At 66.7% G+C, this 24,674-nt stretch carries 26 protein-coding genes; 7 read left to right on the forward strand and 19 right to left on the reverse strand.

Going from position 1 to position 24,674, the window contains the following annotated elements:
* Positions 1-92 precede the first annotated feature (92 nt).
* The 7 genes from ACFC4D_RS40650 to ACFC4D_RS40680 form a co-directional block, all read right to left on the reverse strand.
* On the reverse strand, positions 93-1,160 hold the full coding sequence (locus ACFC4D_RS40650; protein ID WP_376071548.1) for an S-adenosylmethionine:tRNA ribosyltransferase-isomerase: 1,068 nt from the start codon (positions 1,158-1,160) through the stop codon (positions 93-95).
* The gene (locus ACFC4D_RS40655) at positions 1,157-1,843 is read right to left on the reverse strand and encodes an SDR family NAD(P)-dependent oxidoreductase (RefSeq protein ID WP_376071550.1); all 687 of its coding nucleotides are present in this window, start codon (positions 1,841-1,843) and stop codon (positions 1,157-1,159) included. Before ACFC4D_RS40655 ends, ACFC4D_RS40650 begins: the two co-directional genes overlap by 4 nt.
* Positions 1,844-1,886: 43 nt before the next feature.
* Positions 1,887-2,642 carry an ABC transporter permease gene (locus tag ACFC4D_RS40660; RefSeq protein WP_376071553.1) on the reverse strand — a complete coding sequence of 252 codons (756 nt, stop codon included), beginning with the start codon at positions 2,640-2,642 and terminating at the stop codon, positions 1,887-1,889.
* Positions 2,639-3,658, reverse strand: a complete 1,020-nt coding sequence (locus tag ACFC4D_RS40665; protein ID WP_376071556.1) for an ATP-binding cassette domain-containing protein — start codon at positions 3,656-3,658, stop codon at positions 2,639-2,641. The genes ACFC4D_RS40660 and ACFC4D_RS40665 overlap by 4 nt, the downstream gene beginning before the upstream one ends.
* Before the next feature lie 55 nt (positions 3,659-3,713).
* Positions 3,714-4,331, reverse strand: coding sequence for a PadR family transcriptional regulator (locus ACFC4D_RS40670; protein WP_375954976.1), 618 nt, complete (start codon positions 4,329-4,331; stop codon positions 3,714-3,716).
* Between the two features lie 9 nt (positions 4,332-4,340).
* Positions 4,341-5,282 (reverse strand): hypothetical protein, encoded by a 942-nt coding sequence (locus ACFC4D_RS40675; protein WP_376071558.1) that lies wholly within the window; start codon positions 5,280-5,282, stop codon positions 4,341-4,343.
* A gap of 113 nt (positions 5,283-5,395) precedes the next feature.
* A complete protein-coding gene (locus tag ACFC4D_RS40680) occupies positions 5,396-6,688 on the reverse strand; it encodes an NAD(P)/FAD-dependent oxidoreductase (RefSeq protein WP_364630079.1) in 1,293 nt (430 codons plus the stop codon).
* 113 nt (positions 6,689-6,801) lie between these two features.
* Between ACFC4D_RS40680 and ACFC4D_RS40685 the strand changes: the two genes are divergently transcribed.
* Positions 6,802-7,659, forward strand: a complete 858-nt coding sequence (locus tag ACFC4D_RS40685; protein WP_364630076.1) for a LysR family transcriptional regulator — start codon at positions 6,802-6,804, stop codon at positions 7,657-7,659.
* Positions 7,660-7,723: 64 nt separating this feature from the next.
* Positions 7,724-8,134 carry a DUF1707 domain-containing protein gene (locus tag ACFC4D_RS40690; RefSeq protein ID WP_376071561.1) on the forward strand — a complete coding sequence of 137 codons (411 nt, stop codon included), beginning with the start codon at positions 7,724-7,726 and terminating at the stop codon, positions 8,132-8,134.
* Between the two features lie 3 nt (positions 8,135-8,137).
* On the opposite strand, the gene ACFC4D_RS40695 is transcribed toward ACFC4D_RS40690, so the two are convergent.
* From ACFC4D_RS40695 to ACFC4D_RS40715, 5 genes are all read right to left on the reverse strand, one after another.
* Positions 8,138-9,079: an aminoglycoside phosphotransferase family protein gene (locus tag ACFC4D_RS40695; protein ID WP_376071564.1), complete on the reverse strand. Its 942-nt coding sequence runs from the start codon at positions 9,077-9,079 to the stop codon at positions 8,138-8,140.
* A gap of 50 nt (positions 9,080-9,129) precedes the next feature.
* Positions 9,130-9,405, reverse strand: coding sequence for a hypothetical protein (locus ACFC4D_RS40700; RefSeq protein WP_376071567.1), 276 nt, complete (start codon positions 9,403-9,405; stop codon positions 9,130-9,132).
* Positions 9,406-9,543: 138 nt separating this feature from the next.
* Positions 9,544-9,996 carry a hypothetical protein gene (locus tag ACFC4D_RS40705; RefSeq protein WP_375954984.1) on the reverse strand — a complete coding sequence of 151 codons (453 nt, stop codon included), beginning with the start codon at positions 9,994-9,996 and terminating at the stop codon, positions 9,544-9,546.
* Positions 9,997-10,140: 144 nt separating this feature from the next.
* On the reverse strand, positions 10,141-11,100 hold the full coding sequence (locus tag ACFC4D_RS40710) for an electron transfer flavoprotein subunit alpha/FixB family protein (protein ID WP_364630061.1): 960 nt from the start codon (positions 11,098-11,100) through the stop codon (positions 10,141-10,143).
* Between the two features lie 37 nt (positions 11,101-11,137).
* Positions 11,138-11,923, reverse strand: coding sequence for an electron transfer flavoprotein subunit beta/FixA family protein (locus ACFC4D_RS40715; RefSeq protein WP_364630058.1), 786 nt, complete (start codon positions 11,921-11,923; stop codon positions 11,138-11,140).
* A 191-nt stretch (positions 11,924-12,114) separates the two neighbouring features.
* Here ACFC4D_RS40715 and ACFC4D_RS40720 point away from each other — a divergent pair, with 191 nt between their 5' ends.
* The 4 genes from ACFC4D_RS40720 to ACFC4D_RS40735 all read left to right on the forward strand — a co-directional run bounded on the left by ACFC4D_RS40720 (position 12,115) and on the right by ACFC4D_RS40735 (position 16,940).
* Entirely contained in the window at positions 12,115-12,897 is a 783-nt protein-coding gene (locus ACFC4D_RS40720) for a class I SAM-dependent methyltransferase (RefSeq protein ID WP_375954986.1), read from the forward strand.
* Positions 12,894-14,453: a 1,4-alpha-glucan branching protein domain-containing protein gene (locus tag ACFC4D_RS40725; RefSeq protein ID WP_376071570.1), complete on the forward strand. Its 1,560-nt coding sequence runs from the start codon at positions 12,894-12,896 to the stop codon at positions 14,451-14,453. The genes ACFC4D_RS40720 and ACFC4D_RS40725 overlap by 4 nt, the downstream gene beginning before the upstream one ends.
* Positions 14,450-15,712, forward strand: coding sequence for a glycosyltransferase family 4 protein (locus ACFC4D_RS40730; protein ID WP_375954989.1), 1,263 nt, complete (start codon positions 14,450-14,452; stop codon positions 15,710-15,712). Before ACFC4D_RS40725 ends, ACFC4D_RS40730 begins: the two co-directional genes overlap by 4 nt.
* A 76-nt stretch (positions 15,713-15,788) precedes the next feature.
* Entirely contained in the window at positions 15,789-16,940 is a 1,152-nt protein-coding gene (locus tag ACFC4D_RS40735; RefSeq protein WP_376071573.1) for a serine hydrolase domain-containing protein, read from the forward strand.
* A 3-nt stretch (positions 16,941-16,943) separates the two neighbouring features.
* On the opposite strand, the gene ACFC4D_RS40740 is transcribed toward ACFC4D_RS40735, so the two are convergent.
* The 5 genes from ACFC4D_RS40740 to ACFC4D_RS40760 are packed head-to-tail and all read right to left on the reverse strand — an operon-like array spanning position 16,944 to position 22,175.
* Positions 16,944-17,378 carry a cupin domain-containing protein gene (locus ACFC4D_RS40740; protein WP_376071576.1) on the reverse strand — a complete coding sequence of 145 codons (435 nt, stop codon included), beginning with the start codon at positions 17,376-17,378 and terminating at the stop codon, positions 16,944-16,946.
* Between the two features lie 34 nt (positions 17,379-17,412).
* Positions 17,413-18,192 (reverse strand): ABC transporter permease, encoded by a 780-nt coding sequence (locus ACFC4D_RS40745; RefSeq protein WP_376071579.1) that lies wholly within the window; start codon positions 18,190-18,192, stop codon positions 17,413-17,415.
* The gene (locus ACFC4D_RS40750; RefSeq protein WP_376071582.1) at positions 18,189-19,376 is read right to left on the reverse strand and encodes an ABC transporter substrate-binding protein; all 1,188 of its coding nucleotides are present in this window, start codon (positions 19,374-19,376) and stop codon (positions 18,189-18,191) included. The genes ACFC4D_RS40745 and ACFC4D_RS40750 overlap by 4 nt, the downstream gene beginning before the upstream one ends.
* The gene (locus ACFC4D_RS40755) at positions 19,373-20,860 is read right to left on the reverse strand and encodes an FAD-binding oxidoreductase (protein WP_376071585.1); all 1,488 of its coding nucleotides are present in this window, start codon (positions 20,858-20,860) and stop codon (positions 19,373-19,375) included. Before ACFC4D_RS40755 ends, ACFC4D_RS40750 begins: the two co-directional genes overlap by 4 nt.
* 25 nt (positions 20,861-20,885) lie before the next feature.
* Positions 20,886-22,175, reverse strand: coding sequence for an amidohydrolase family protein (locus tag ACFC4D_RS40760; RefSeq protein WP_376071588.1), 1,290 nt, complete (start codon positions 22,173-22,175; stop codon positions 20,886-20,888).
* A gap of 170 nt (positions 22,176-22,345) precedes the next feature.
* Here ACFC4D_RS40760 and ACFC4D_RS40765 point away from each other — a divergent pair, with 170 nt between their 5' ends.
* Positions 22,346-23,332 carry a LacI family DNA-binding transcriptional regulator gene (locus ACFC4D_RS40765; protein ID WP_376071591.1) on the forward strand — a complete coding sequence of 329 codons (987 nt, stop codon included), beginning with the start codon at positions 22,346-22,348 and terminating at the stop codon, positions 23,330-23,332.
* Here the strand turns inward: ACFC4D_RS40765 and ACFC4D_RS40770 are convergent, their stop codons facing one another.
* Both ACFC4D_RS40770 and ACFC4D_RS40775 read right to left on the reverse strand, forming a co-directional pair.
* On the reverse strand, positions 23,333-23,875 hold the full coding sequence (locus ACFC4D_RS40770; protein ID WP_364630025.1) for a DUF1697 domain-containing protein: 543 nt from the start codon (positions 23,873-23,875) through the stop codon (positions 23,333-23,335).
* Complete coding sequence (locus ACFC4D_RS40775; RefSeq protein ID WP_364630022.1) at positions 23,872-24,618, reverse strand: acyltransferase; 747 nt, start codon at positions 24,616-24,618, stop codon at positions 23,872-23,874. The genes ACFC4D_RS40770 and ACFC4D_RS40775 overlap by 4 nt, the downstream gene beginning before the upstream one ends.
* Positions 24,619-24,674: the final 56 nt, after the last annotated feature.

The following is a 24,674-nucleotide window of genomic DNA, read 5'->3' on the forward strand; positions in this document are numbered from 1 at the left end:
CCCTACCAGGACTAATGCTCGTATCCCGAGTGGGTACGACCCCCGTCCGAGCCCTCGAATCGAGTGCCCCGCAAGCGCCGGAGATGGCGACTCTACGCCTCGTCCGCGGGGCCGTCCGCGCCGGGTCGGTCCGCGAACAGCAGCGCGGTATCGCCGAATTCGTGCCACAGATATCCGGTGTCCAGCGCGATGCGATAGGCGTGCCGCACCACCTCCGGTCCGGCGACGGCGTCCAGCAGATGCAGATGTGACGCCCCGGGTGCGTGCCAGCCGGTGATCAGGCCGTCCACGACGCGCGCGGGATGGTGACAGCCCAGCACCAGCTCGGTCCAGCCCGATGCCGCGTGCACCAGACCGTCTGCCCCGACGGCGGATTCGAGGGCGCGGGTGACCGTGGTGCCTACCGCAACCACCCGACCGCCCATGACGTGCGTGAGGTTCACCAATTCGGCGGTCAGCTCGGGTACCGCGAAACGCTCCGGATTCGGCGGTTCACCGGTCTCGGGCGAGGAGACACCGGTGTGCAGGGTGATCGCCGCCAGCCCGATTCCGCGCGCCACCAATTCGGTGATCAGCGCATCGGTGAACGGCCTGCCCGCACTCGGCATTTCGGCGCTGCCGGGTTCACGGCCGAAGACGGTGCGGTAGTAGTCGGCCGACCAGCGTTCGGTGACATAGGAATACGTGATCGGCCTGCCGTACCGGATCAGCAGGGCGGGCACATCAGTGTCGATATCGGCGATCCACAGGCGGTCCGCGCCCGGGAACCACGGGCGGCGCAGCACCGCCCGGTGACCACCCGGAATACCCACGCGCGCACCGGCTTCCGGCGATGCTCCGGCCCACGGCGTACCGCGCGGGTCACGCAGTTCCACCACCCAGCCGCCGTCGTCCAGCCGGGTCGAGAAGTGCAGCACGACCGCGTCTTCGCCGTATCGAGCCGCGACGGCGGCGTTGACCATGGCCGAATTGTTCACCACCACAAGATCTCCCGGGCGCAGGAAATCCGGCAGCTCCCGGAAGCGGGCGTGCGTCACCGCGCCGCCATCGCTGACCAGCAGGCGCACCTCATCGCGCGCGAGACCGCGCGCCTCGGGCGGACTGGTCGCGGACAGCTCGTCCGGGAGGGTGAATTCCACCGCTTCCAGCTCGACCGTCATGACGACACCGGGAGTTCGGAGGCCACATAGCGGCCGCTCGCCGGGCGGATATCCAGCAGGTGCAGCAGGGCGGGCACCACGGTTTCCGGCTCCGGGCGATCGGAGATGTCCTCGCCGGGGAAGGCCGCCTGATGCATGGCCGTGCGCATATCGCCCGGATCGAAGCTGTAGATCCGCAGTTCGGGCTGCTCCGCGCCCAGCACCGCCGTGAGCTGATCCAACGCCGCCTTGGACGACCCGTAACCACCCCAGCCCGGATACGCGCCGACGGCGGCGTCCGAACTGATGTTCACCGCAACGCCGTCGGCGGCGCGCAGTAGCGGCAGGGTCAGTTGCAGCACCGCCAGGGGCGCAACGACATTGGTCTCCAGGATCGCACTCAGCTCGGTGAGCTCGATCCGGTCCAGGGTCGGCAGCGGGCTCGGGCCGAGAGCGCTCGCGTTATTGAGCACCAGATCCAAGGGATCGGACCCCAAAGCCGCGGCCAGCTGTTCGCGGTGACCGGGATCCGCGATATCCCCGGCCACCGCCCGCGCTCCGGTCGCGGCGGCCACCTTCTCCAGCTCCGCCGCCCCGCGCGCGGTAATGATCAATTGCCACCCTTGTTCGGCGAGTGCGAGCGCGACCGCGCGCCCGAATCCCGCCGACGCCCCGGTGATCAGGGCTCTTCTCTGCTTGCTCATGATCCCATCGTGAAACCTGAACCTAAGTTCAGGTCAAGGTCTTTCACGCGTTCTCGCGGGCGAAGCTGCGCGCTCCGATCACCATAAGCAGCAGGGCAACGGCCACCGTGACAATGGTGCCGACGTAGACGTCGGTGGAACCGAAGTCGCCGCGGAACAGGGCGCGGGCGGCATCGACGGTGTGCGAGAACGGGTTCGCCTTCGCGATGTTCTGCAACCAGGTCGGGCCGACATTCATCGGCAGCAGAATCCCGGACAGCAGCATGATCGGCACCGAGACCGAATTCAGCACCGAGGCCAGGGTCGATTCCTCCCTGGCCCACAGGCCGAGGGCGTACGACGCTGATGCGAGCCCGGCCGCCATGACCGAGATCAGCAGCACCGACAGCACCAGGCCGAGCGGATCCGGGCGCAGACCGAAGGCTGTCATTGCCACACCGACCAGCACCAGCGCCTGCACGATGAGCACCGCCATATCCTTGAGCACCCGGCCCACCAGCAGCGCACCGCGCGGGGCGGGGGTGACCCGCTGGCGTTCGACCACACCGGCGCGCAATTCACCGACGATGCCGAAACCGGCGAACATGGCCCCGAACAGGCCAATCTGAATGACCAGGGCGGGCGTGAGCAGTTTCCAGGGGTCCGCGCCGAACGATCCGGCCACACCCTTCAACAGCGGGCCGAACAGCACCAGGTACAGGATCGGCTGGGTCAATCCGATGATGACCCACACCGGATTTCGCAGATTCGACCGGAGCTGGGACCAGAACACCAGACCGGTATCGCGCAGAAATGTCATGAGTGGTTTCCTTCCCGGAGCGAACGGCCGGTGAGGGTGAGGAAGACGTCGTCGAGGCTGGGGCGTTTGACGGTGAGCGCACCGGGCGTGATGCCCCGATCGCCCAGCGCGCGCAGCAGCGGCACCACCGCGGCATCGCCCTGATCCACCGTGAGATGCACCAGCACCGTTCCGGCGTGGCCGTTCTCATGCCCGTCGGTGCGCAACCGGCTGCGCACGGCAACCGCGGCTTCGGCGATCTCCATGGCGAGATCGGCACTGTCACTGTCGATTTCGAGGCTGATCACATCGCCGGAGATGCGCCGCTTGAGCTCCTCGGGCGTGCCCTGCGCGACGATCTCACCGTGATCCATGACCAGCACCCGATCGCACAGGGCGTCGGCCTCCTCGAGGTAGTGCGTGGTCAGCACGACGGTGGTGCCCTCATCGCGCAGTCGCCGAATGTGGTCCCACAGATTCGCGCGCGATTGCGGATCCAGGCCGGTGGTCGGCTCGTCCAGGTAGATCAGGAACGGGCGGTGCACCATGCCCAGGGCGATATCCACCCGCCGCCGCTGACCGCCGGAGAGCTGACCGCATTTGCGGCGGCCGAGCCCGTCGAACTCCAGGGCTTTGGCCAATTCCGCCGTATTGGTCATCGCCTCGGCCCTGGATAGTCCGAAAAGCCTTGCCTGAAGGATCAATTCATCGTCGACCAGTTCGTAATCCGAGGTCGAACCGCCCTGCGGGACGTAGCCGATGCGGGAGCGCACAGTGCGCGCGGCGGTTCGCAGATCCGCCCCGGCGACGGTCGCCTCCCCCGCCGTGGCCGCCAGCAGGGTCGAGATCATGCGCAGCGTGGTGGTCTTGCCCGCGCCATTGGGCCCGAGCAGCCCGATGATCTCGCCGTCGTACACATCGAAGTCGATACCGGAAACCGCTTGCACGGCACCGGTTTTGGTTTTGAAGGTGCGAGCCAGACCGCGAACCCGGATGGCCGGTTCGGTGCCGCGGCGTCGCTCGAGTGTCGTTTCCACACCCCAACGGTAGAAACGATATTTTGAATAGTCAAGCTTGACTATTAAATCTTGACTAACTGATCGTCGGCACCGACCAGGAACCGCCCTTGCCGTCGGTCCACACATCCAGCTCACCGCGCTCGATACGCCCCAGCGTGCGCCGCGACCACTCCAGATCCGCCCGGGTGTGATCGGCGGACAGCCGGATGGCATCGGCCACGTGATACGGCTCGGCCTCCTCGGGCTTACCGCTGCCCGCCAGAATCCGCTCCTCCTCCCGCTCCAGGAACACCAGTGCCGCTTCGAATTTCAGGATCCGGCTGCGCAGCGCCGCGATGACGTCATCCTTCGGCGCGTGCGGGAACAGCGCCACCGTCGCGAAATACGGATGCTTGACCTGATCGGCCTCGAACAGCGCATCGCGCAGCATCTCCGCGAACTGCTTCTCCCCCTCCGGCGTCAGCCGATAGGTGGTCCGCTCCGGCCGCGCCCCCTCCTGGCCCACCTCCCCCACCGAGATGAGCCCATCCCGAGCCAGCGTATTCAACGCCCCGTACACCGACCCGGGCTTCACATTCGCCCAGTCATCCGCATGCCAGGACAACAATTCCCGGCGCACGTCATACCCGTGCACCGGTCCCAGGAGTCGAACCACCGCCAACACCAGCAAACGCGTTGTAGGAACAGCCATATCCGCAGGTTAGCGCGCCCGATGATGCCGCGAAAACAATCCGGGCACGGCCCCGGGTCGCCGCCGGTCCACGGTCTTGCATCCGATCCGGGTATGGCGTTGCGCGGCGTCCGGCACGATGAACTGGTATTCGATCCACACCTCATCCCGCTCCAGGACAGCCGCCAGGTCCGGCCGGGTCTCCAGCGTGGCACGCAGATTCGGGTCCGCGCGCACCATGGCGCGGGCGAAGGAATCGGTGCCGCGCTCGGCCCTGGATTCGCCGATCACGCGGGAATCGAGCCGGAGATCATCGGTATTCCGCACGCCGAGCAGCACATCCACCATCAGCAGATGATCGGGGCCGACCAGTCCGATGCAATCCGCCGTGCGGTCGCGGCCCGGTAGCGCCGCGTCTCCGCCGCCGATGATCTCGATATTTCGGCTCGCTACGAAGTCCCGGGCGAGCTGGACTCGAATTCGGTGATCGCGCTGGACCACTCGCATGGCGGATTCCAGCGTTCGCCGGTTGCGCGCGGCGAAATCGGCGAGGGATACCGTGGCCAATGCGCGCAGATTCTCCACCGAATGCCTGCCCAGTCCCAGCAAATTCAGGTCCGGATCCGCTCCGAGTCCGTCGGTCCAGGCCCGCGCCGTCAATTCCATCGGCAGCCATAGCTCGTGGACATCGCGCATGGCGGCCACCGCTTGCGCGGCGATCCGCTCGTAATCGGAAAACCTTGCGGGCCAGGGCAGTACCGCCTCCTGCCCGTCGGCCAGTTCACCGTGGAGATGACCGCTGCCCCGGAAGAATCCGGCCGACACTTCATCGCGGGCCGACAGCACCAGAAAGCTCTCCGCGGGCAGGGTGAACAGCGTCCACGCCACGGCGGCCGAAAACCATTCCCACACCAGCGATTCGGCCGCCGCCTGCTCGGCGCGGGCACGATCCTCGAAGATTCCGCTCCCCATCGAATTCTCCCTCCCCGTCGAATAACCGCAGCTTACCGAGGGCCACCGACAGGTTTCGGGCACGAAGGAGCCGCCCGGTGGGGACTACCGGGCGGCTCGGGACGGGGGCTGGGTCAGGCCGCGCGAGGCGGTTCCAGAGCCTTTGCCTCCGTGGTCTTTTCGACCTCGGCGAAACCGGGGCGGCCGGTGCCGATGAAGGCGACCAGCCAGGAGAACACCGCGGCGAAGCGGTTGCGGAAGCCGACCAGGTAGAACAGGTGGACGGCGAGCCAGGTGAACCAGGCCAGGGTGCCGGTGAACTTGATCTTGTCGTTCAGTTTGGTGACGGCGCTGAAGCGGCTGATGACCGCCATGCTGCCCTTGTCCCAGTAGTTGAATTCGGTGGCCGCCTGCTTCTTGCCGCGAATGATGTCCGCGACGTGGCGGCCCTCCTGCATCGCCACCGGCGACTGGCCCGGATAGCCCTTGAGCGAGGTCATATCGCCGATGGCGTAGATATCGGCGTGACCGCCGACGGTGCAGTCCGGATTGATGAGCAGCCTTCCGGCACGGTCGGTTTCGCAGCCGGTGGCCTCGGCCAGCAGTTCGGCGAAACCGCCGACCTGCACGCCCGCCGACCACACCACGGTCTCCGCGGCGATACCGCGCTCCACCCCGTCCTTGCTCTTGACGGTCACCTTGCCCTCGTCGATATCGGTGACGAAGGTATCGGTCAGCACCTCGACACCGCTCTTGGTGAGCGAGCCCTTCGCGTACTCCGAGAGTCCGCCGCCGAACGGGGGCAGCACCACGCCCGCGCCTTCGACCAGGACCACCGAATCATCGGTGTCGTAGTACCGCTTCGCGAGTTCCTTGAGCTGGCCCGCGACCTCGACACCGGTCGCGCCCGCGCCCACCACCACGAAGCTGAGCAGGCGACGGCGCGTCTCGGGATCAGCGGTCTTGGCCTCGGTGAAGACGCGATCGATCTGCGCGCGCAGCGCCTTCGCATCATCGATGGTCTTGAGCGAATAGGTCTTGTCCGCGAAATCGTCACGGCCGAAATAGGACTGGCTGGCGCCGGTGGCCGCGATGAGCGAACCGTAGCGGATCTGCTTGGGGCCCTCGGCGGTCTCGTAGGTCAGGATCGCGTTCTCGGCGTCGATGGCGGTCACCTTGCCGACGCGGGTCTGACCGTTGCGGTGATGATCGAGGATGTTCTTGATGGGCGGGGCGATCTCATCGGAGCCCAGCACACCCGTAGCGACCTGGTAGAGCAGCGGCTGGAAGAGGTGTTCGGGGGTACTCGAAATAAGGACGTAGGGAACCTTCGACTTATTGAGCTGTTTGGCGGCGGCAAGCCCACCGAAGCCCGAACCAACAATGACGACCTCTACGGTCTCTACACCCGCACCCGCGAACGACATGACAGCCTCCTTCTCTCATGACTAACCGCGATTCGGAACGTGAATGTTCCAGGGGTCAGGGCGCATAATCAATATGACTCTTATCTAGATTGATCATGAATTGGAGAAGTGCCGTGGAGCTGCGACAGCTGGCCTACTTCGTGGCCGTTTGCGAGGAGCTCAGCTTCAGCCGCGCGGCCACCCGCTGTTTCATTTCGCAATCAGCGATCAGCCATCAGATCGCGCGACTGGAACGCGATCTTGGCGTACCCCTCTTCGAAAGGTCGACAAGATCGGTCGTCCCCACCGACGCGACCACTCGGCTACTTCCCCTTGCGAAGCAAATGTTGAGCCTGGAATCCGCCATTCGCGCAGCTGTACGGGCCTCCGGCCCACGAATTCGCCTCGCCGCCAATATGAGCTTCGCAACAAGATCGCTCTCCGCCATCGCCGGAGCGCGGGAAGCGCATCCGGGTGCGGAAATCGAATTCGTCATCAAACCGTTCCGCCAGCGCATTCAGGCGGTCGCGGACGGCGACTGTGATCTTGCTCTCATCCGCGGCAGCGTGGATCAGCCCGGACTGACCGTCGAGAAGCTCTGGGTGGAAGACCTCGTCATCGCCACCTCCACCGCGCACCCCCTGGCCGGGCGCACGGATGTGACGCTCGCCATGCTCGGTGCCTATCCGCTATTACTACCCGGGGAACACGATCAGGTGCTGCTGCACAATGTGGTGCGCTCGGCCTTCGCCGATCTACCCACCGGTCCCGCGTACGGCCCGCCCATTCCGCCGGACCACACCGCCACCATGGAACTCATCAACCGCCCGGACGCCTGGACCATCCTGTACGCGGACTCGCACACCGAGGGCATCGCGACGCTGCGGCTCACCGGACATCCACTGCGAATTCCGGTATCGGCGGTGGTGCGCAGCGATATTCGCCCCTCCCCCATCCTGACCACGCTGCTGGCCGCTCTGCACTGCGCGTGAATTTTCCTACTCCCCTGCACAATCGGGGCAGCGAACGGCCGCGCGCCGCCCTACGCTGAGGATCGTGAGCCAGGAGAACATGCGGGCCTCCGATGCCGACCGCGAACAGATCGTCACCAAACTGCGGTCGGCCATGGATGACGGCCGGATCAATCTGCACGAATTCGACGAGCGTGTGCAGCAGGTCTACGCGGCCAAGACCTACGGCGAACTGACGCCGGTGCTGTCCGACCTTCCCGCACAGCGCAATTCCCGTTCCGGTCCGGCGATACCCAAGCAGACCGGCGCGTTCCCCACCTGGGTCAAGATCATGTGGACGCCCTGGGTCTTCGTGAGCATCCTGGTCACACTGATCTGGCTGGCCACCGGTATGGGCTATTTCTGGCCGTTCTGGGTGATCGTGCCGTGGGGGCTGGCGTATTTCATCCCCACCACCATCGGCTATCTGGTCAACAAGGACCAGAAGAACGGCTGACGGTCACACCAGCGCGTGGGCGACCGCCAGATGCAGTCGCAGATCGTCGGGTTCGTCGTCCTCGACGGCCCAGACGATCTCCTCCATGGACCGCATGAATGCCCACCCCCGTGCGCGTTCGGCGGACACCCCGAGCGCAGCCGCGGTCCGATCCACCACCGCCGCAGCATGTTCGGGCACCGGATCGCTCTGCACCTGGATCATGATCAGGAATCCGGCGTCGAACGCCGCCTCGCCCAGATACGCCTTGGGATCGATGAGCAGCCACGGCTCCCGTTCGGCGGCAACGATATTGCCCAGATGGGTATCGCGATTGACCACCAGCAGCGGACCGTCCGGCACCGCCAGCCGCTCACACCATTCCCGCGCGCGAACCAGCAGCCGATCCGGAATCACCTGTGCGATATCGGCTTCCGGCGCGGTGAACATCCCCACCCATTCGGCCACCATTCCCGCCGCCTCGGGCAGCGACGGGAATTCGGCGGGCACATCCGCGGGCTCGCGCCGCAATCGGCGATACAGCGCGCACGCCTGCTCGATCAGGCCGATATTCTCCGGCCGCCCTTCCAAACTGGGAAAGCCCGGCTGCACGAGCAGCGGACTACCGGGCTTCGCCCATTCCAGCAGCAGCGAATTCGTGCCGGGGTCGAATTCGAGGAGTCGCACCGCGCCATCCCCGCGATAGCAGTACAGCCCCGCCGCCTCGCCCAGGTTCTCCGGATCGATCACCGGAATCTTCAGCACCGCGACCGATCCGTCCGCCCGCCGCACCGGCGCGACATAGGAATGCGTTCCACCCCCGAACGCCTCCCCGATGATCTCCAATTCCCAAGCGGCACACCGCTCGGCGATCACCTTCGGCAAATCCGCCAGCCATTGGTGCCCGCGTTCCTCGAACACCTCGGCGATATTCTCCGCGACCTCGGGCGGCAGCATGATCGACATCAATCCAGCCTGCCAGATTTCCGGAGCACCGCGCTCCGGCGGTCATGGGCCTAGCCGTTTCCCATGCAGACATTGCGCAGAATGCAGCCCAGCGCGAGCGAGCCGAGCACCATGGGCGCGGCCGAACCCGACAACCAGTCGCCGTTCATGAGGCTGGAACGAGCCGAGCCGGTGAGGAAGTCGATGCCGGTGCTCCCGGTGGTCAGATCGGCGACCTGGGCGGCGGGGGCGTCTGCGGGCTGGAGCGGGACAGGGGCGGCGGTGGCGGCCCCGGCGCCGATCAGGAGCGTCGCGGCGGCGAATCCGGAAATAACGAGAGAGCGCATAGCACAACAACTTTCGATACAGGTCCGCGAATCTCGCGGTGCCCAGAATCTAAAGCATTGTCATTTCACAGGATGGGACTCGACGAAACCGCACTGCCCCCAAAAGCTGTGGCAGCGCGGGCGCGGACATCGTCGGAATCAGTCCGGAACCGCGGTCTCGTGCACGGTCCGCCAGAGATAGGTGCGGCCGTCGGTGACCAGGACCGCGGTCACCGTCCGGCGCGTCTTCGCCTCGCCGACGATGTTCTCGGCCACGAAGCGCAGCACGATGAGATTGCCGCTACGGGCGATCTCCTGGACCTCGGAGATCTCGATCGCCAACCCGGGCTGCAGGTTTCGCGCCGACCACAGCCCGCCCAGCAGGGTCTCGCGATCCACCGCGTGCCCGGTGGTCACCACCGAGGTGAACGCCTCGTCCAGTGCACCGGAAATGCGGTCGAACACCTTGGGGAGCGCATCGGTGCCGAGCCATTCGGCCAGGTCCCAATGGAACGCGGCGACGATATCCGGCAATCCGGGCAGTCCGGGGGCATCGGCCGTCCCGGCATCGGCACGCCCGTCCGACGGTTCTTCTCTTCCACGTCGCCCCACGGCGCAACACCTCGCGAACCTCGACAAGCCTGACGATCTTCACATGTCCGGCTCGGCCCGGTCCCGGCGGGTAGGCCGGAAATGCCAATCGGCCCCCGGCTCGAAAGCCGGGGGCCGATCGAAGTGCGCTCAGCGCGAAGCGTTTCAGCCCTTGTGGGCCTTGACTGCCTCGGTCAGCTGCGGGGCGACGTTGAACAGGTCGCCGACGATGCCGTAGTCGCTGATCTCGAAGATGGGGGCTTCCTCGTCCTTGTTGACAGCGACGATGGTCTTCGAGGTCTGCATGCCCGCGCGGTGCTGGATCGCGCCGGAGATGCCCAGGGCGATGTACAGCTGCGGGGAGACCGTCTTACCGGTCTGACCGACCTGGAACTGGCCCGGGTAGTAACCCGAGTCGACGGCGGCGCGGGAAGCGCCGACGGCGGCACCCAGGGCGTCGGCCAGCGGCTCGACGACCTTGCCGAAGTTATCGGCCGAACCGACGCCACGGCCACCGGAGACCACGATCGCGGCCTCGGTCAGCTCGGGACGATCGCCACCGGCGACCGGCTCCTTCGAGACGACCTTGGTGACGCCCTCTTCCTGAGCCGGAACCTCGACGACGACCTTCTCGCCGGCGCCGGCCTGCGGGGCCGCCTCGACGGCGCCGGGGCGCACCGAGATGACCGGCACATCGCCGGTGGCCTTGGCGGCCACGGTGAACGCGCCACCGAAGATGGAGTGCTGCGCGGTGCCGTCGGCGTCGACCGCGATGACGTCGACGAGCAGGCCGGAGCCGATGCGCGCGGCGAGGCGGCCCGACACCTCCTTGCCGTCGGCGGTGGCGGCGACCAGGATCGCGGCCGGGGCGGCGGACTCGGACAGACCGGCGAGCACGTCGACCTTCGGGGTCACCAGGAAGCCTTCGGCCTCATCGGATTCCGCGACGTAGATCTTCTCGGCGCCGGCGGCGGCCAGCGCGTCGGCCAGCTTGTCGGCGGTGCCGGGGGCGGCGACCACGACGGCGGCCGGGGTACCCAGCGCACGGGCGGCGGTGATGAGTTCGGTGGTCACCTTCTTGGGCGCACCATCGGCGTGCTCCACGAGCACAAGTACTTCTGCCATTGTCTTTCTCTCCTGAAGTTCGTTGGGCTCGGGGGCTTTAGATGATCTTCTGACCGACCAGGTAGGTGGCGATCTGCTGGCCGCCCTCACCCTCGTCGACGATCTTCTCGCCCGCCGTGCGCGCCGGCTTCGGGGTCACACCGGTCACCTGGGTGCCGGCGTTCGCAACGCCGACGGTCTCCGGGTCGACGCCCAGATCGGCCAGCGTGAAGGTCTGAACTTCCTTCTTCTTCGCGGCCATGATGCCCTTGAAGGACGGGAAGCGCGGCTCGTTGATCTTCTCGGTGACCGAGACGATGGCCGGGAGGGAGGCCTCGAGCTTGAAGACGCCCTCATCGGTCTCACGCTCACCGGAGATGCGGTCGCCGTCGACGGTCAGCTTGCGCAGGTGCGTCAGCTGCGGCAGGCCCAGGTACTCGGCGATGATCGCCGGAACCGCGCCCGCGCGACCGTCGGTGGCCTCGTTACCGGCGATGACGAGCTCGATGCCCTCGATCTGGCCGAGAGCGGCGGCCAGCACGTAGGCGGTCTGCACGGCGTCCGAGCCGTGGATCGCGTCGTCATTGATGTGGATGGCCTTGTCGGCACCCATCGACAGCGCCTTGCGAATGGCCTCGGTGGCACGGGCCGGGCCCATGGCCAGCACGGTCACCTCGCCGCCCTGGGCCTCCTTGATCAGCAGCGCTTCTTCGACGGCGCGCTCGTTGATCTCATCGAGGATGGCGTCGGCGGCCTCGCGGTCGAGGGTGTAGTCACCATCGGTCAGCTTGCGCTCGGACCAGGTGTCAGGAACCTGCTTGATCAGTACGACGATGTTCGGCATGGGTCTTCGTCGACCTCCTGTTCTGATGGCACGGGTGTGGCGGTCGCACGATCTGCTGGCCGTACGTCCACAAGTAGCTCGCGCTGGAGATTACCCTACGTTAAGTTACTCGTGGGTAACTTAGGCTGTGATGTTCTCCATCGGCCGATCCGGTCGTCGCTGTGATATGGGCAACCGCTAACGTCGATCCAATGAGCGAGGCCGTGATACCCACCGAAAACCACACCGATCCGCTGCCTTTGACCGGTGAACGGACGGTGCCCGGTATTGCCGAGGAGAACTACTGGTTCCGCCGGCACGAAATCGCTTATGCGCGTTTGCTGGAGCACTGCGCCGGTAAGACCGTGCTCGAGGCCGGATCGGGAGAAGGCTACGGCGCCAATATGATCGCCGGGGTTGCCGAAAAGGTGACCGGACTCGATTACGACGACAGCGCCGTCGCGCATGTGCGCGCCAAGTACCCGGCCGTGGAAATGGTGCAGGGCAATCTCGCCGATCTGCCGCTGGCCGACGAATCGGTCGATGTCGTGGTGAATTTCCAAGTCATCGAACACCTTTGGGATCAGTCGCAGTTCATTCGCGAATGCCTGCGGGTCCTCAAGCCCGGTGGAAAATTGCTGATCAGCACGCCGAACCGGATCACCTTCTCGCCCGGCCGCGACACCCCGCTGAATCCGTTCCACACCCGCGAACTCAATGCCGCCGAACTGACCGAACTCTGCGTCGAGGCCGGTTTCCAGGTCGAGCTGATGGCGGGGGTATTCCACGGCGCGGCCATCACCGCGCTCGATGAGAAGTGGGGCGGGTCGATCATCGACGCGCAGATCGAGCGCGCCATCGCGGGCGAGCCCTGGCCCGCCGAACTGGCCGCCGACGTCGCCGCGGTGCGGACCGAGGACTTCGAACTGCTCGCCGATTCCGACTCCGATATCGACGCCAGCCTCGATCTGGTGGCCATCGCGGTGAAACCGTGAGCGGTAAGGCGACTCCCGTGCCGGGCCAGTTCACGCTGGTCCTGCACTCGCATCTGCCGTGGCTGGCGCATCACGGGCGCTGGCCGGTCGGCGAGGAATGGCTGTACCAATCCTGGGCGGCGTCCTATCTTCCCGTCGCGAAGGTGCTGAGAACCCTTGCGGCGGAAGGGCGTTCGCATCTGCTGAGCCTGGGCATCACGCCGGTGCTGGCGGCGCAGCTGGATGACCCGCACAGCCTGTCCGGTATGCATCACTGGCTCGGCAATTGGCGACTGCGCGCCGATGAGGCGTCCATGTCCGGGAATGTCGCACTGGGCAGTCATGAGCATCGGCTCGCGAGCGAATCCCTCGAGGACTTCGAAACCCGGTGGCGGCACGGCGCGTCGCCGGTGTGGCGCGAACTCATCGATGCCGAGGCGATCGAACTGCTCGGCGGTCCGCTGGCGCATCCGTTCCAGCCGCTGCTCGATGAGCGCCTGCGCGCCTATCAGCTGAGCGAGGGCCTGGCCGACGCAAGGCAGCGCTGGGGTCACACCCCCACCGGAATCTGGGCCCCCGAATGCGGATTCACGCCCGGAATGGAACGCGGATACGACGCCGCCGGTGTGACGCACTTCATGGTCGACGGTCCCGCGCTGCGCGGTGACACCACCCTGGGCCGCCCGGTGTGGGATTCGGATGTGGTGGCGTTCGGACGCGATCTGCACGTCAGCTATCGCGTCTGGTCGCCGAAATCCGGGTATCCGGGGCATGCCGCGTACCGTGATTTCCATCACTATGATCACGCCACCGGTCTCAAACCGTCCCGGGTGACGGGCAAGACGGTGTCCGGTCCGGATAAGGCCCCTTACGATCCCGCGCTCGCCGCGGCGGCCATCGAGCACGATGTCGCCGATTTCGTGGCGACCGTGCGCGAGCGCCTGATTTCCGAATCCGCGCGCATCGGCCGTCCGGCCCTGGTCGTGGCCGCATTCGATACCGAACTCTTCGGCCACTGGTGGCATGAGGGTCCGCAGTGGCTGGAGCAGGTGCTGCGTGCGCTGCCCGAGGCGGGCATCAATGTAGGCACCCTCGCCGATGCCCGCGCCAACGGCTATGTCGGGGAATCGGTGCAGCTCAGCGACTCGTCATGGGGTTCGGGCAAGGATTGGCGGGTGTGGGCCGGGGATCAGGTCCAGGATCTGGTCGATCTGAATGCCGAAATCGTGCGGCTCGCGCTCGACACCCTGGACAAGATGCGCGTCGAAATCCCTTCCGGCGATGGGCAATCCAGCTTCGGCGGGCTGCGCGACCGGGTCGCGGATCAGCTGTTGCGCGAGGCGATTCTGACCGTCTCCAGCGACTGGGCGTTCATGGTCTCCAAGGATTCCGCGGCGGGTTACGCGCGTGACCGAGCCCATGAACACGCGCACGCCGTGCGCGAGATCGCGGCCGCGGTGGCGGCCGGACAACTCGCCAAAGCGGAGCAGTTGGCGGCAGGATGGTACGCGGCCGACGGATTCTTCCCGGCGCTCGACGCGCGCAGGCTCGGCCCCGCTTCAGAAGGACCCCAATGAAGATTTTGATGGTGTCGTGGGAGTACCCACCCGTCGTAGTCGGTGGGCTGGGCCGCCACGTCCATCACCTGGCCACCGAGCTGGCCGCCGCCGGGCACGAGGTCGTCGTGCTGGCGCGCCGCCCCATGGGCAGTGACGCCACCACGCACCCCACGCACTCGTTCATCGAGGACGGCGTGCTGGTGGTCGCGGTGGCCGAGGACCCGCCGGTCTTCGATTTCGGCACCGACATGCTCGCCTGGACCCTGGCCATGGGCCACGCCATGGTGCGCGCGGGCATCGCCCTGAACAAGCCCGGCATCGGCGAGGGCTGGACCCCCGATGTGGTGCACGCGCACGACTGGCTGGTCGCGCATCCGGCGATCACGCTGGCCGAGCACTACGACGTGCCGCTGGTGTCGACCATTCACGCCACCGAGGCCGGACGGCACAGCGGCTGGGTGTCGGGCCGGGTCAACAAGCAGGTGCATTCGGTCGAATGGTGGCTGGCGCACGATTCCGATGCGCTCATCACCTGTTCGGAGTCGATGAAGGACGAGGTCGAGCGGCTCTACAACCCGGAGCGCACACCGGTCACGGTGATCCGCAACGGTATCGACGTGAGTTCGTGGACCTTCCGCGAGCGCGCACCGCTGTCCGGTCCGCCGCGGCTGCTGTACGTCGGGCGGCTCGAATACGAGAAGGGCGTGCAGGACGCGATCGCCGCGCTGCCGCGCATTCGCAAGGCGCATCCGGGCGCGACGCTGACCGTCGCCGGTATCGGCACCCAGATCGATTGGCTGCGCGAGCGCGCTCGTGCCCATCGGGTGGCACGCGCGGTGAATTTCGTGGGCCGCCTGGATCACACCGATCTGCTCGGCTGGCTGCACAGCGCCGACGCGATCGTGCTGCCCAGCCGGTACGAGCCGTTCGGCATCGTGGCCCTCGAGGCCGCCGCCGCGGGCACTCCGCTGGTCACCTCGACCGCCGGCGGTCTCGGTGATCTGGTGACCGACGGCGTCACCGGCGCGTCCTTCGAGCCCGCCGATGTGAACGGCATTGTCGAGGCGGTCTGCACCGTGCTCGACGATCCGGCCGCCGCGCAGGATCGGGCCTGGGCCGCGCGCGAACGCCTGACCGCCGATTTCGCCTGGGATGTGGTGGCGCAGGAGACCGCGCTGGTCTACCAGTCCGCCAAGCGCGGGGTGCGCAATCCGATCGGCCGCCCGGTTATCGTGGAACGCCCACTGCCGGAACGGGATCCGAACCAGCCGTACTGAGTCCGGCGCGCCGCGCGCCGGACTTTCCCATGGGATCACTGGCGGCGCAGAACTGTAACGTGTTCTAATTCTCCGCATGGATGTGCGAGTCGACGGCTATGCCGATCCGGCGTTCCGGGGCGTGCGCGAGGTCTTCGAGGCGAGCTTCGCGGACGGATCGAACCTGGGTGCGGGCGTCGCGGTCTACGCCGGCGATCGGCTGCTGGTCGATCTCTGGGGCGGGCTCGCCGACTCCAGGACCGGGCGGGCCTGGGAGCGCGATACGCCGTGCGTGGCGTTCTCCTGCACGAAAGCGGTCACCGCGACCGCCGCGCTCCAGGTCGCCGATGAACACGGCGTGCGCCTGGATGAACCGGTCGCCCGCTGGTGGCCCGAATTCGCCTGCGCCGGAAAGGAATCGACAACCACGGTCGAACTGTTCAGCCATCAGGCCGGACTGCCCGCCTTCGACGGACCGGTATCGGTGGCCGAGGCCGCCGATGCCGGGGCGATGGCCGCGCGGCTCGCGGCGCAGACACCCGAATGGGAGCCGGGCACCCGGCACGGTTATCACGCACTGACATTCGGCTGGCTGGTCGGCGAACTCGTGCGCCGCCATACCGATTCGACCGTGGGCGCGTACACCCGCGCACGCCTGGGCGCGGAACTGCATATCGGCGCGGATGCCGCGGTGCGCGAACGCACCGCGCGCAGCGAATTCCCCCCTGCCGCACAACAGGTTTGGTCCGATACCGCCCCCCTGGACGCCGCGACGGTGGCCAGGCTGGCCGAGATCTTCCGCGATCCGGAGTCGATGCTGCTGCGCGGCACCACCGCACCGAGGGGCTCCTACAACGGTCCGGAGGTGCAGGCGGGCGGCTGGCCCGCGGTCGGCATGTTCACCACGGCCCGGGCACTGGCCGAGTTCTATCGAGATCTGGTGCGCGGCAGCCTGCTTCGTCCCGAACTGCTTCAGGTGGCGGTGCGCGAACAGGTGCGCGGCATCGACGCCGCGCTCGGGCTGGAGAGCGCGTTCGGCCTCGGCTTCATGCGCCCGTGTGAGAACTTCATCGTCCCGGAATCCGCGCGCCGCACCGTATTCGGCCATCCGGGCGCGGGTGGCGCGATCGGCATCGGCGATATCGACAACGGTATCGCCATGGCCTTCATCCCGAATCTGCGCCGGGATTGGCTGGCCGGGGATCGGCGCGCGTATCAGCTGATCGAGGCCGTGTACGCCGCGCTGTAGGCGTTATTCGAAGGGGCAGCCGGGGTTCGGCGCGTCCTCGGACAGCGGACTCCCGGCGGGCAGCACATAGAGCACATCCAGGATCTGCGGTTCGGTGCCCAGATTGCGTTCGACGTGCACATTGCCGCTACCGGCGCGCTCGACGATCGGGGTGCCCGGACCGCCCGCGCCGTCCTGTTCACAGTTCGCGTCGTAGTGGAACAGCTGCCCCTGCCGGAAAATCGCGTAGAGCGTGCCGTCGTGGTAGTGCCAGCCGGTGGAACCCCCTGGCGCGATGGTGATTTCGCGCAGGACGTAATCCATATCGCCGATGGTGGTGCGGGACAGGATCACCGCGCTGACACCGTCCGGCGGCGTCGCGTGCGCGGTTCCGGCGAGCGCGCCGGTGAGGGTCAGCGCGGCCGCGGCGGCCAGCACTGTGCGGAGACCGGAAGTCACCGCATCAGCGTAGCGGGAGCGATCATGGCGCGGGTCATTCGCGAGCAGGCTGATACCAACTGCCGACCGCGAGCCTGGTGAGGCTGCCGAAAGCGGTGAAGACGCCGACCCCGAGCAGGGACGCGACGATAATCGCGGCGAACAATTGCGGTGATTGCAGGCGGGCGCGGTAGGTGTCGATGAGAATTCCGATGCCCGGATCGCCCTGTTTGAAGAAGATATCGCCGACGATCGCGCCGACCACCGCCAGACCCGCCGAGATCCGCAGCCCCGCGAACAGTGCGGGCAGGGCGGCCGGGAAATCCAGTTTCCGCAGCCTGGTGAGCCTGCCGACGTGATGCAGCGCGAACAGGTCCCGATGCGCGGCATCGACGGATTTCAGTCCGAAGACGGTATTGGAGACGATCGGGAACAGCGCGATCAGCACGCAGACCAGCACCCGGGCCTGGAAGCCGAAACCGAACCAGAAGCCGATGAGCGGAACCAGCGCCAGGATCGGAATGCATTGCAGCATCACCGCATAGGGGAACAGCGCGGTCTCGGCCCAGCGGAACTGCGCCATCAGCACCGCCCAGGCGATGCCGAACACGGCGGCGATGCTCAATCCGGTGAGCGCGACAATGCCGGTGCGGCCCAGCGCATTCCACATCTGGTCCGAATGCGGGCCGAACATGCCCTGGGTGATCACCTGCTGCGGGGGCGGCATCAGGAAGCGGCGGGACGGGGACAGTACGACGTAGGTGATGAGGTACCAGACCCCGATCAGGGCGGCGAGCACCGCGATCGGGGCCAGTATCCGGGAGGGGCGCGTCATGAGCCGCTCAATCCGATTGCGGGATCGATGAATTCATTGGTGGCGAGCCGATCGGGGGTGAGGTCCGGAGCCAGGGCCACGCCGTCGGCGGTGAAGATCGGCTTGGTGACCTCGAGGATCCTGCCGACCCGCGCGAGGTCGAAACCGCCCAGCGCGCCGGTGGTTCCATTGCCGACGATGCCGTCGGCGAGCATGGTGCGCACCGCGTAGCGGGCATTGTCCGCATCGTAGGTCCAGCCGGTGTTGTAGGCCGCGACCGAATCGACGATCACCTTGTTCGCCGCGTCCGGGGCGGCGAGATAGTCGATCACGCTGCGCTGCAGCACCGGAACGAGTTTCTTCAGGCAGGCCGAACTCTGGGCGAGCTCACCGCTGCGCACGGCCATGGTGGACTTGTAGGTGGGGAAGCCCGCATCCGCGATGAGCTGATAGGCCACCGGCTTGTTCCACGCCTGCACCTGATGTTCGTACACGTACGGTTCGGTGCTGGCGAAGCCCTGCTGGGCCGATTTACCGTTCGCCGCAACGAAATACGACGGGGTGCCGTCGTAGCTGGAATCGGTCTGGCTCTTGTCCAGGACGCCCGCGCCGACGAGATAGTTCATATACGCCTCGCCCTGGAAGTAGAGCACTTTGGCCTTGGCGGCCTTGAGATCGGCGATGGTCTTGACCCCCGGATAGGTCTGCGGATCCCACATGATCATCTGCGGACTCTTGGTCATCGGCGCGAAAACACTGGTGACCGGTGCGGTCGCGGAGGCGAACACGGCCTGTTCGGTATCGACGAAACCGAGGGTGATGTCGTGATCCTGGTACATGCGGGACATGACAGGCTGGAATCCGATGGCCGGACCGCCCGCGCGGATCTCCAGGTTCACCCCGGTGTATTCACCGTGCGCGAACAGCGGTCCGGTGGTGGCCTTGCGCCCGGCGTCGATACTCGGGTGCGCGCTGATCAGGTTGTAGAGGAAACCGAACTCGGCCTCGGGATTCCAGCCGCTCTGCACCACGACGGTGGCGGGGCAGACCTCGCGCAGGTTCACCGCGCCGATGGGACCGTCGAAGGCCGTGGGGGCGGGAGTGTCGGACGAGCAGGCGGTGAGCGAGGCGGCCACCGCGATACCCAGTGCCGCGACGATTCCGGTCAGCCGGGCAGATGTGCCCGGGGTTCGACGCGCCCTCATCGGACCGACTCCGGAGTCACGCCGTTCGCGGCGGTGGGAGCCGGATCGAGTGCGGCGGTGCCGGATTCGCCGATGGAATCGGTGAGGCGGTAGGACCAGCCGCTGTTGGGGAGCTGGGTGGAGCGGGTGAGGTCGTCCTCCACCTCATCGTCCGACTTGCCCTGTGCCAGCAGGCGATACGGGTCGACGCGGCGTTTGAACTCGGCCTCGGCGGCGGCCCACGGTTTCATACCGCTGGCGAGCAGGGTGGGGGTGTGGGTATTGGCGATGGAGAGCCCGGCCGCCTGTAGCCGCCGGGTGACCTCGGCCAGATGTTCCTGGGATTCGAACTCCCACACCGGCGATCCCTGTGCGGACAGACCGCCGTCGAAGCGTTTCATCTCCACGTGGGTGGGTCCGAGATCCGCGAACTCCTCGCACACCCGCAGGAGCGATTCGTACAGCCCGTCCTGCGGATACAGCGCGAGCAGGCCGATGAGGCCGCGGTTCTTGCGCTGGAAGTGCATCATCGAATGCCCCCAGGTGTATTCGTACAGCGGCAGGCGATACGAGCCCGCGCCCTCATCGCAGCGACTCACGATCGCGCCGGAATTATCGGCGACCAGATCGGCCACATTGGGCATGCTCTGTTCCGCCGCCATCATGAGCACCATGGAGTGGCCCTCGGGAATCAGCCGCGACAGATCGGGATACAGCGTCGGCAGCGGATGCTGTTGCGGTGACACGACTTTCTTGAGAACGCCCTCGCTCTCGCAGACATCGATGGCGAAGCGGACGGCCTGCGCGAACTCCGGGAAGGCGATGACCAGCTCCTGCCAGTTCCAGGCGGGCGCGGTGGGCAGTTCGATCTCGGTGATGATGCCGGTCGCCCCGTACGCGTGATGCGCGATATTCACCGCGTCGCCGGTGAGCTCGATCAGGCGCGGCTCCTCCTCCACGGTCATCACCTCGATGGCGGTGATATTGCCGCGATCGCGCAGAATCCCCCACTGGCAGCTGCCGATTCCGGCATGCCCGCCCGCCACATAGCCGCCGATGGTGGCCTTGCGGGTGGTGGAGGGATGCATGCGCAATTCCCATCCGGTGGGCCGGATTTCGGCGTCGATATCGGCGATCAGCGTGCCGCACAATGCGCGCACGGTACCGAGTCGCTGCCCGAGGACGCCGACGATGCCGGTGACATCGATGACCGCGCCGCCGGTCAGCGGGACGCCCTGGCCGAATTGGCCGGTGCCGCCGCCGCGCACGGTGATCGGAATGCGATGGCGCGCACAGGAACCCACCGCGATGCGCAACTCCTCCTTCGAGACGGGGGCGATATAGATATCGGCGGTCAGACCGCGCATGACCTCGCGCAGCAGCGGGCTCTGTGCGAAGCGGTCACGGCTCTTGGCGCGCAGTACGCGCTCATCCACCGAATATTCGATATCGCCGAGATCGGCGGCCAATCGTTCGATGGGCAGGGAATCCACGGGTGCGGACATGGGGATGGCTCCTTCGGTGAACGGTTCAGACCGATTGATAGAGACGGGAAATGCGCCGGGCGCAGTCGCTTTCCAGGGCGCGGTCGCGATCGGCGGGTCCGGTGCTGACGCGCACCCCGCCGATGCGGACCTCGGTGATATCGGCGGCGGACAGCGCCAGGACCGCGAACGACCACAGCTGATCGGCGGGCAGGTGGGCGTAGGGGGCGGGTGGATCGCAGACCACGAAATCGGCGGCCTTGCCGATTTCGAGACTGCCGACGCGATCGCCGACGCCGAGGACCTCGGCGCTGTCCAGGGTGTGCATCCGCAGAATGCGGCGTGCGTCAAGGGCTTTCGGATCGCGGGCGGCGGCGCGCAGCAGGTACAGGCCGGTGCGCATGTTCTGGAAGGGGTCGCCGACATCGGCGCTGGCCTGACCGTCCACACCCATGCCGACCCGCAGTCCGGCGGCGAGATAGCCCGGGATATCGGCGATTCCGGAGCCCAGGCGGCCATTGGACAGCGGATTCCAGACCATGGCGGCACCGGCGCGGGCGGCGGTATCGCGAATGCGCGGGGTGGTGTGGATGAAGTGCGCGAATACGGTGTCCGCGCCCACCCTGCCGCCCGCCAGCAGATCGTCGAACGAATCCTGCTGCGCGACAGCGACTGTCGGATCCTCCAGATAGTGCGCGTGCTGGCCGACACCGAGTTCGCGCAGTATTTCACTCTCCCGCCGCATGTGCTCGACGCTGTGCAGCGCGGTGGTGTTCATCGACAGCGCGAGCACCCGGTGCCGGTCGTCGGCGCTCAGGTGCAGGAATTTGTCCAGCTCGCTGAGTCTTTCGTCGGCCGTGCGCCACAGCGGCGGCGAGAACGAGTAGACGGTGCGCTGTGCGCCGTCGAGCGCGGCCTGCCACTGTTCGGCCGGGCCGTCGCCGAATTCGTGCGTGTGATTGCAGACGGTGGTGATGCCCTGACGCAGCAGATCCCGCTGACCGTGCACGGTGAAGACGTACATATCGCCGGGTTCCAGGGCCGCGCCGAATCGCCTGTGCAACTTGTCGATCCAGCCCATGGTGGTGCACCCGTCGGCGACACCGCGAAATACGCTCTGCCACAGGTGACTGTGTGCGGACACGAAACCCGGCAGCACCAGCGCACCGCGCAGTTCCACCACGCTGTCGGCCTGCGCGCCCGGCACATACTCCCCCGCGCCGATATCGGTGATCAGACCCGCGCCGTCGACGGCGAACCAGCCGCGATACGGCTGGCGGCGGTCATCGTTCACGGGGAACAGCACGGCGTCGGTGAAGACGGTGCGGGGTGCCATCAGCTGTCTCCGATCCCGGTGCCAAAACGTTTTCGCACCGTTGCGGATCAGCTTGCGCGCCACACGTTTCGGTGGCGTGAATCCGTTTTACAAGTCTGTTGCCAAAACGTTTAAGCACAGCGTGTAGCATCGGACGCCGTACCGTTCACGCTCGACCAGGAGGAATACCGGTGGCCCGATCGCGACCCACCATCCGCGATGTCGCGAGCGCCGCCGGAGTCTCGGTCGCCACCGTGTCACACGCGCTCAACGGCAAGGGCCGTATCGACGCCCGCACCCGCGAGCGCATTCGGGAGGTCGCCGCGGCCCTCGGCTATCAGGCCGATCCGCGCGCCCGCGCGCTGCGCACCGGGGCGGGCAATACCCTCGCCATCGTCGCCTCGCTCATGACCGATGAGAGCGCGGATCGGGACAGCCGCCTGGACTGGTACATGCGCACCGCGGCCGCGGCGGCCACCGAAAGCCTCGCCCAGGGATACGCCCTCACGCTGGTTCCGCCCGCCGATCAACGGAATTGGGTACAGCAGCTCGCGGTGGACGGGGTGCTGCTGGTGGATCCCGATCCGGCCGAGGGCCTGGTCGCCGCGCTCACCGAACGCGGTATGCCGGTGGTGGTCATCAGCGGTGACACCGAGAATGACGGTGTCGCAACGGTTTCCCTGGACCGCGCCAGCGCCGTCGCCTGCGCCATGACGCATTTCCGGACGCGCGGGCACACCCGCCCCGCCCTCATCGTCGATGCGAGCAAACGTCAGACCGCCGCCGGAACCCACCACGCCTTCCTGGATTGGTGTGCGCGCGAAGGCATTACGCCCCGGGTGCAGATCACCGATGCGGGCGAGGCGCGGGTGGCGGCGGGGCGTATCGCGACCGCCGAACTGCTGCAACGGTTCCCGGACACCGACTGCGTCTACGCCCCGCTGGATTCCATCGCGCGCGGGGTGGCCTCGGCCCTGGCCGAGGCCGGGCGTTCCGATATCGCCCTGGTCACCGCCGACGGCATGATCGCACGCCTGAGCCAGCCGCCGCTGACCGCGATAGACACCAAACGCGAAGAGCAGGCGGTCGCCGCGACCCGCCTGCTCATCGATCGAATTCGAACCGGAATCAACCAGCCCTCAGCGGTTTTCACCGCCGATCTGATCGTCCGGGACTGATCAGCCCAGCTTCTTCAGCGTCTTCTGCACGGTGAGGAAGGTGCGGGTGGTGATTTCCTTGCCGTAGCTCTTCTCGATCCAGGCCATGAAATTGGTGGTGCTGGGATCGGTGTTGTCGATGACCGACAGCACCGCGGCGGCGGGCTTGTCGAAGGCGAGCACGCGCACCGCCTTCGCGGTGGTGTCATCGAGTGCCCCGGGCGGGCCCGCGGCGGTGTCCTTGACGAAGGTGACCGTCAAATACGTTTCGCGGCAATGGGTCAGCCCGGTGAACGGGTCGGAGTCGACCAACTCCCGCAACTGTTCCCGGCTGCGGATGATGGTGCCGCCGCCGATGCCGAGTTCGGCCTGCAATGCCGCCTGAATACGCGATTCCAGTTCCGGCACATCGGTTTCGGGGCTTTCGAACACGATATTGCCGCTGCTGAGCAGTGATGCCACCTTCGTGAACCCGAGACCCTCGAAGACCGCACGCAACTTCTCGTTCTTCATATTCGGATTCGCGGGCATGATCCCGCGCAGGAAGGCGGCATAGCTGGTCATGACGCGGCGACGCCGTTCTTCTTGCGTTCGATATCGGCGAGGGCGGCCATATGGGCTTCGCGGGCCTCCGCGGCCGCGTCCCAGGCGTCCTTGCGGTTCTTGACCACGCGCGCGGGAGCGCCGACGGCAATACCGTAATCGGGCACATCGCCCTTGACCACGGCATGCGCGCCGAGCACGCAACCGCGGCCGACGCGGGTGCTGCGCAGCACGGTGACCTTGGCGGCGATCCAGGTGTCCGGGCCGATACGCACCGGGGATTTCACGATGCCCTGATCCTTGATGGGCATGTTGATGTCATCGGTGACATGGTCGAAATCGCAGATGTAGCACCAGTCGGCCACCAGGGTGGATTCGCCGATCTCGATATCGAGGTAGGTGTTGACGACATTGTCCTTGCCGAACACCACCTTGTCGCCGATGCGCAGCGAGCCCTCGTGACAGCGAATGGCATTGCCGTCACCGATATGCACCCATTTGCCGATTTCCAGGCGGGCCAGATCGGGGGTGGCGTGCACTTCCACGTTCTTGCCCAGGAAGACCATGCCGCGCAGCACGATATGCGGGTTGGCCATCTTGAACTTCCACAGGCGGTAGTACCGCACCAGGTACCAGGGCGTGTAGGCGCGATTGGCGAGCATCCACTTGGCCGAGGCCACGGTCAGGAAACGCGCCTGTTCCGGATCGTTTCGACGCGACCCACGCCACCGCGTGCGCAACGGTGCGCCCCACATGCTCGTCACGAACTGCTCCCTGTTTTCCGCTGGGCCGATACTGCCGCCCGATCGGGCAATCTCGC

The organism is Nocardia sp. NPDC056000 (assembly GCF_042269265.1).
In the GTDB taxonomy this organism is placed as follows: Bacteria; Actinomycetota; Actinomycetes; order Mycobacteriales; family Mycobacteriaceae; genus Nocardia.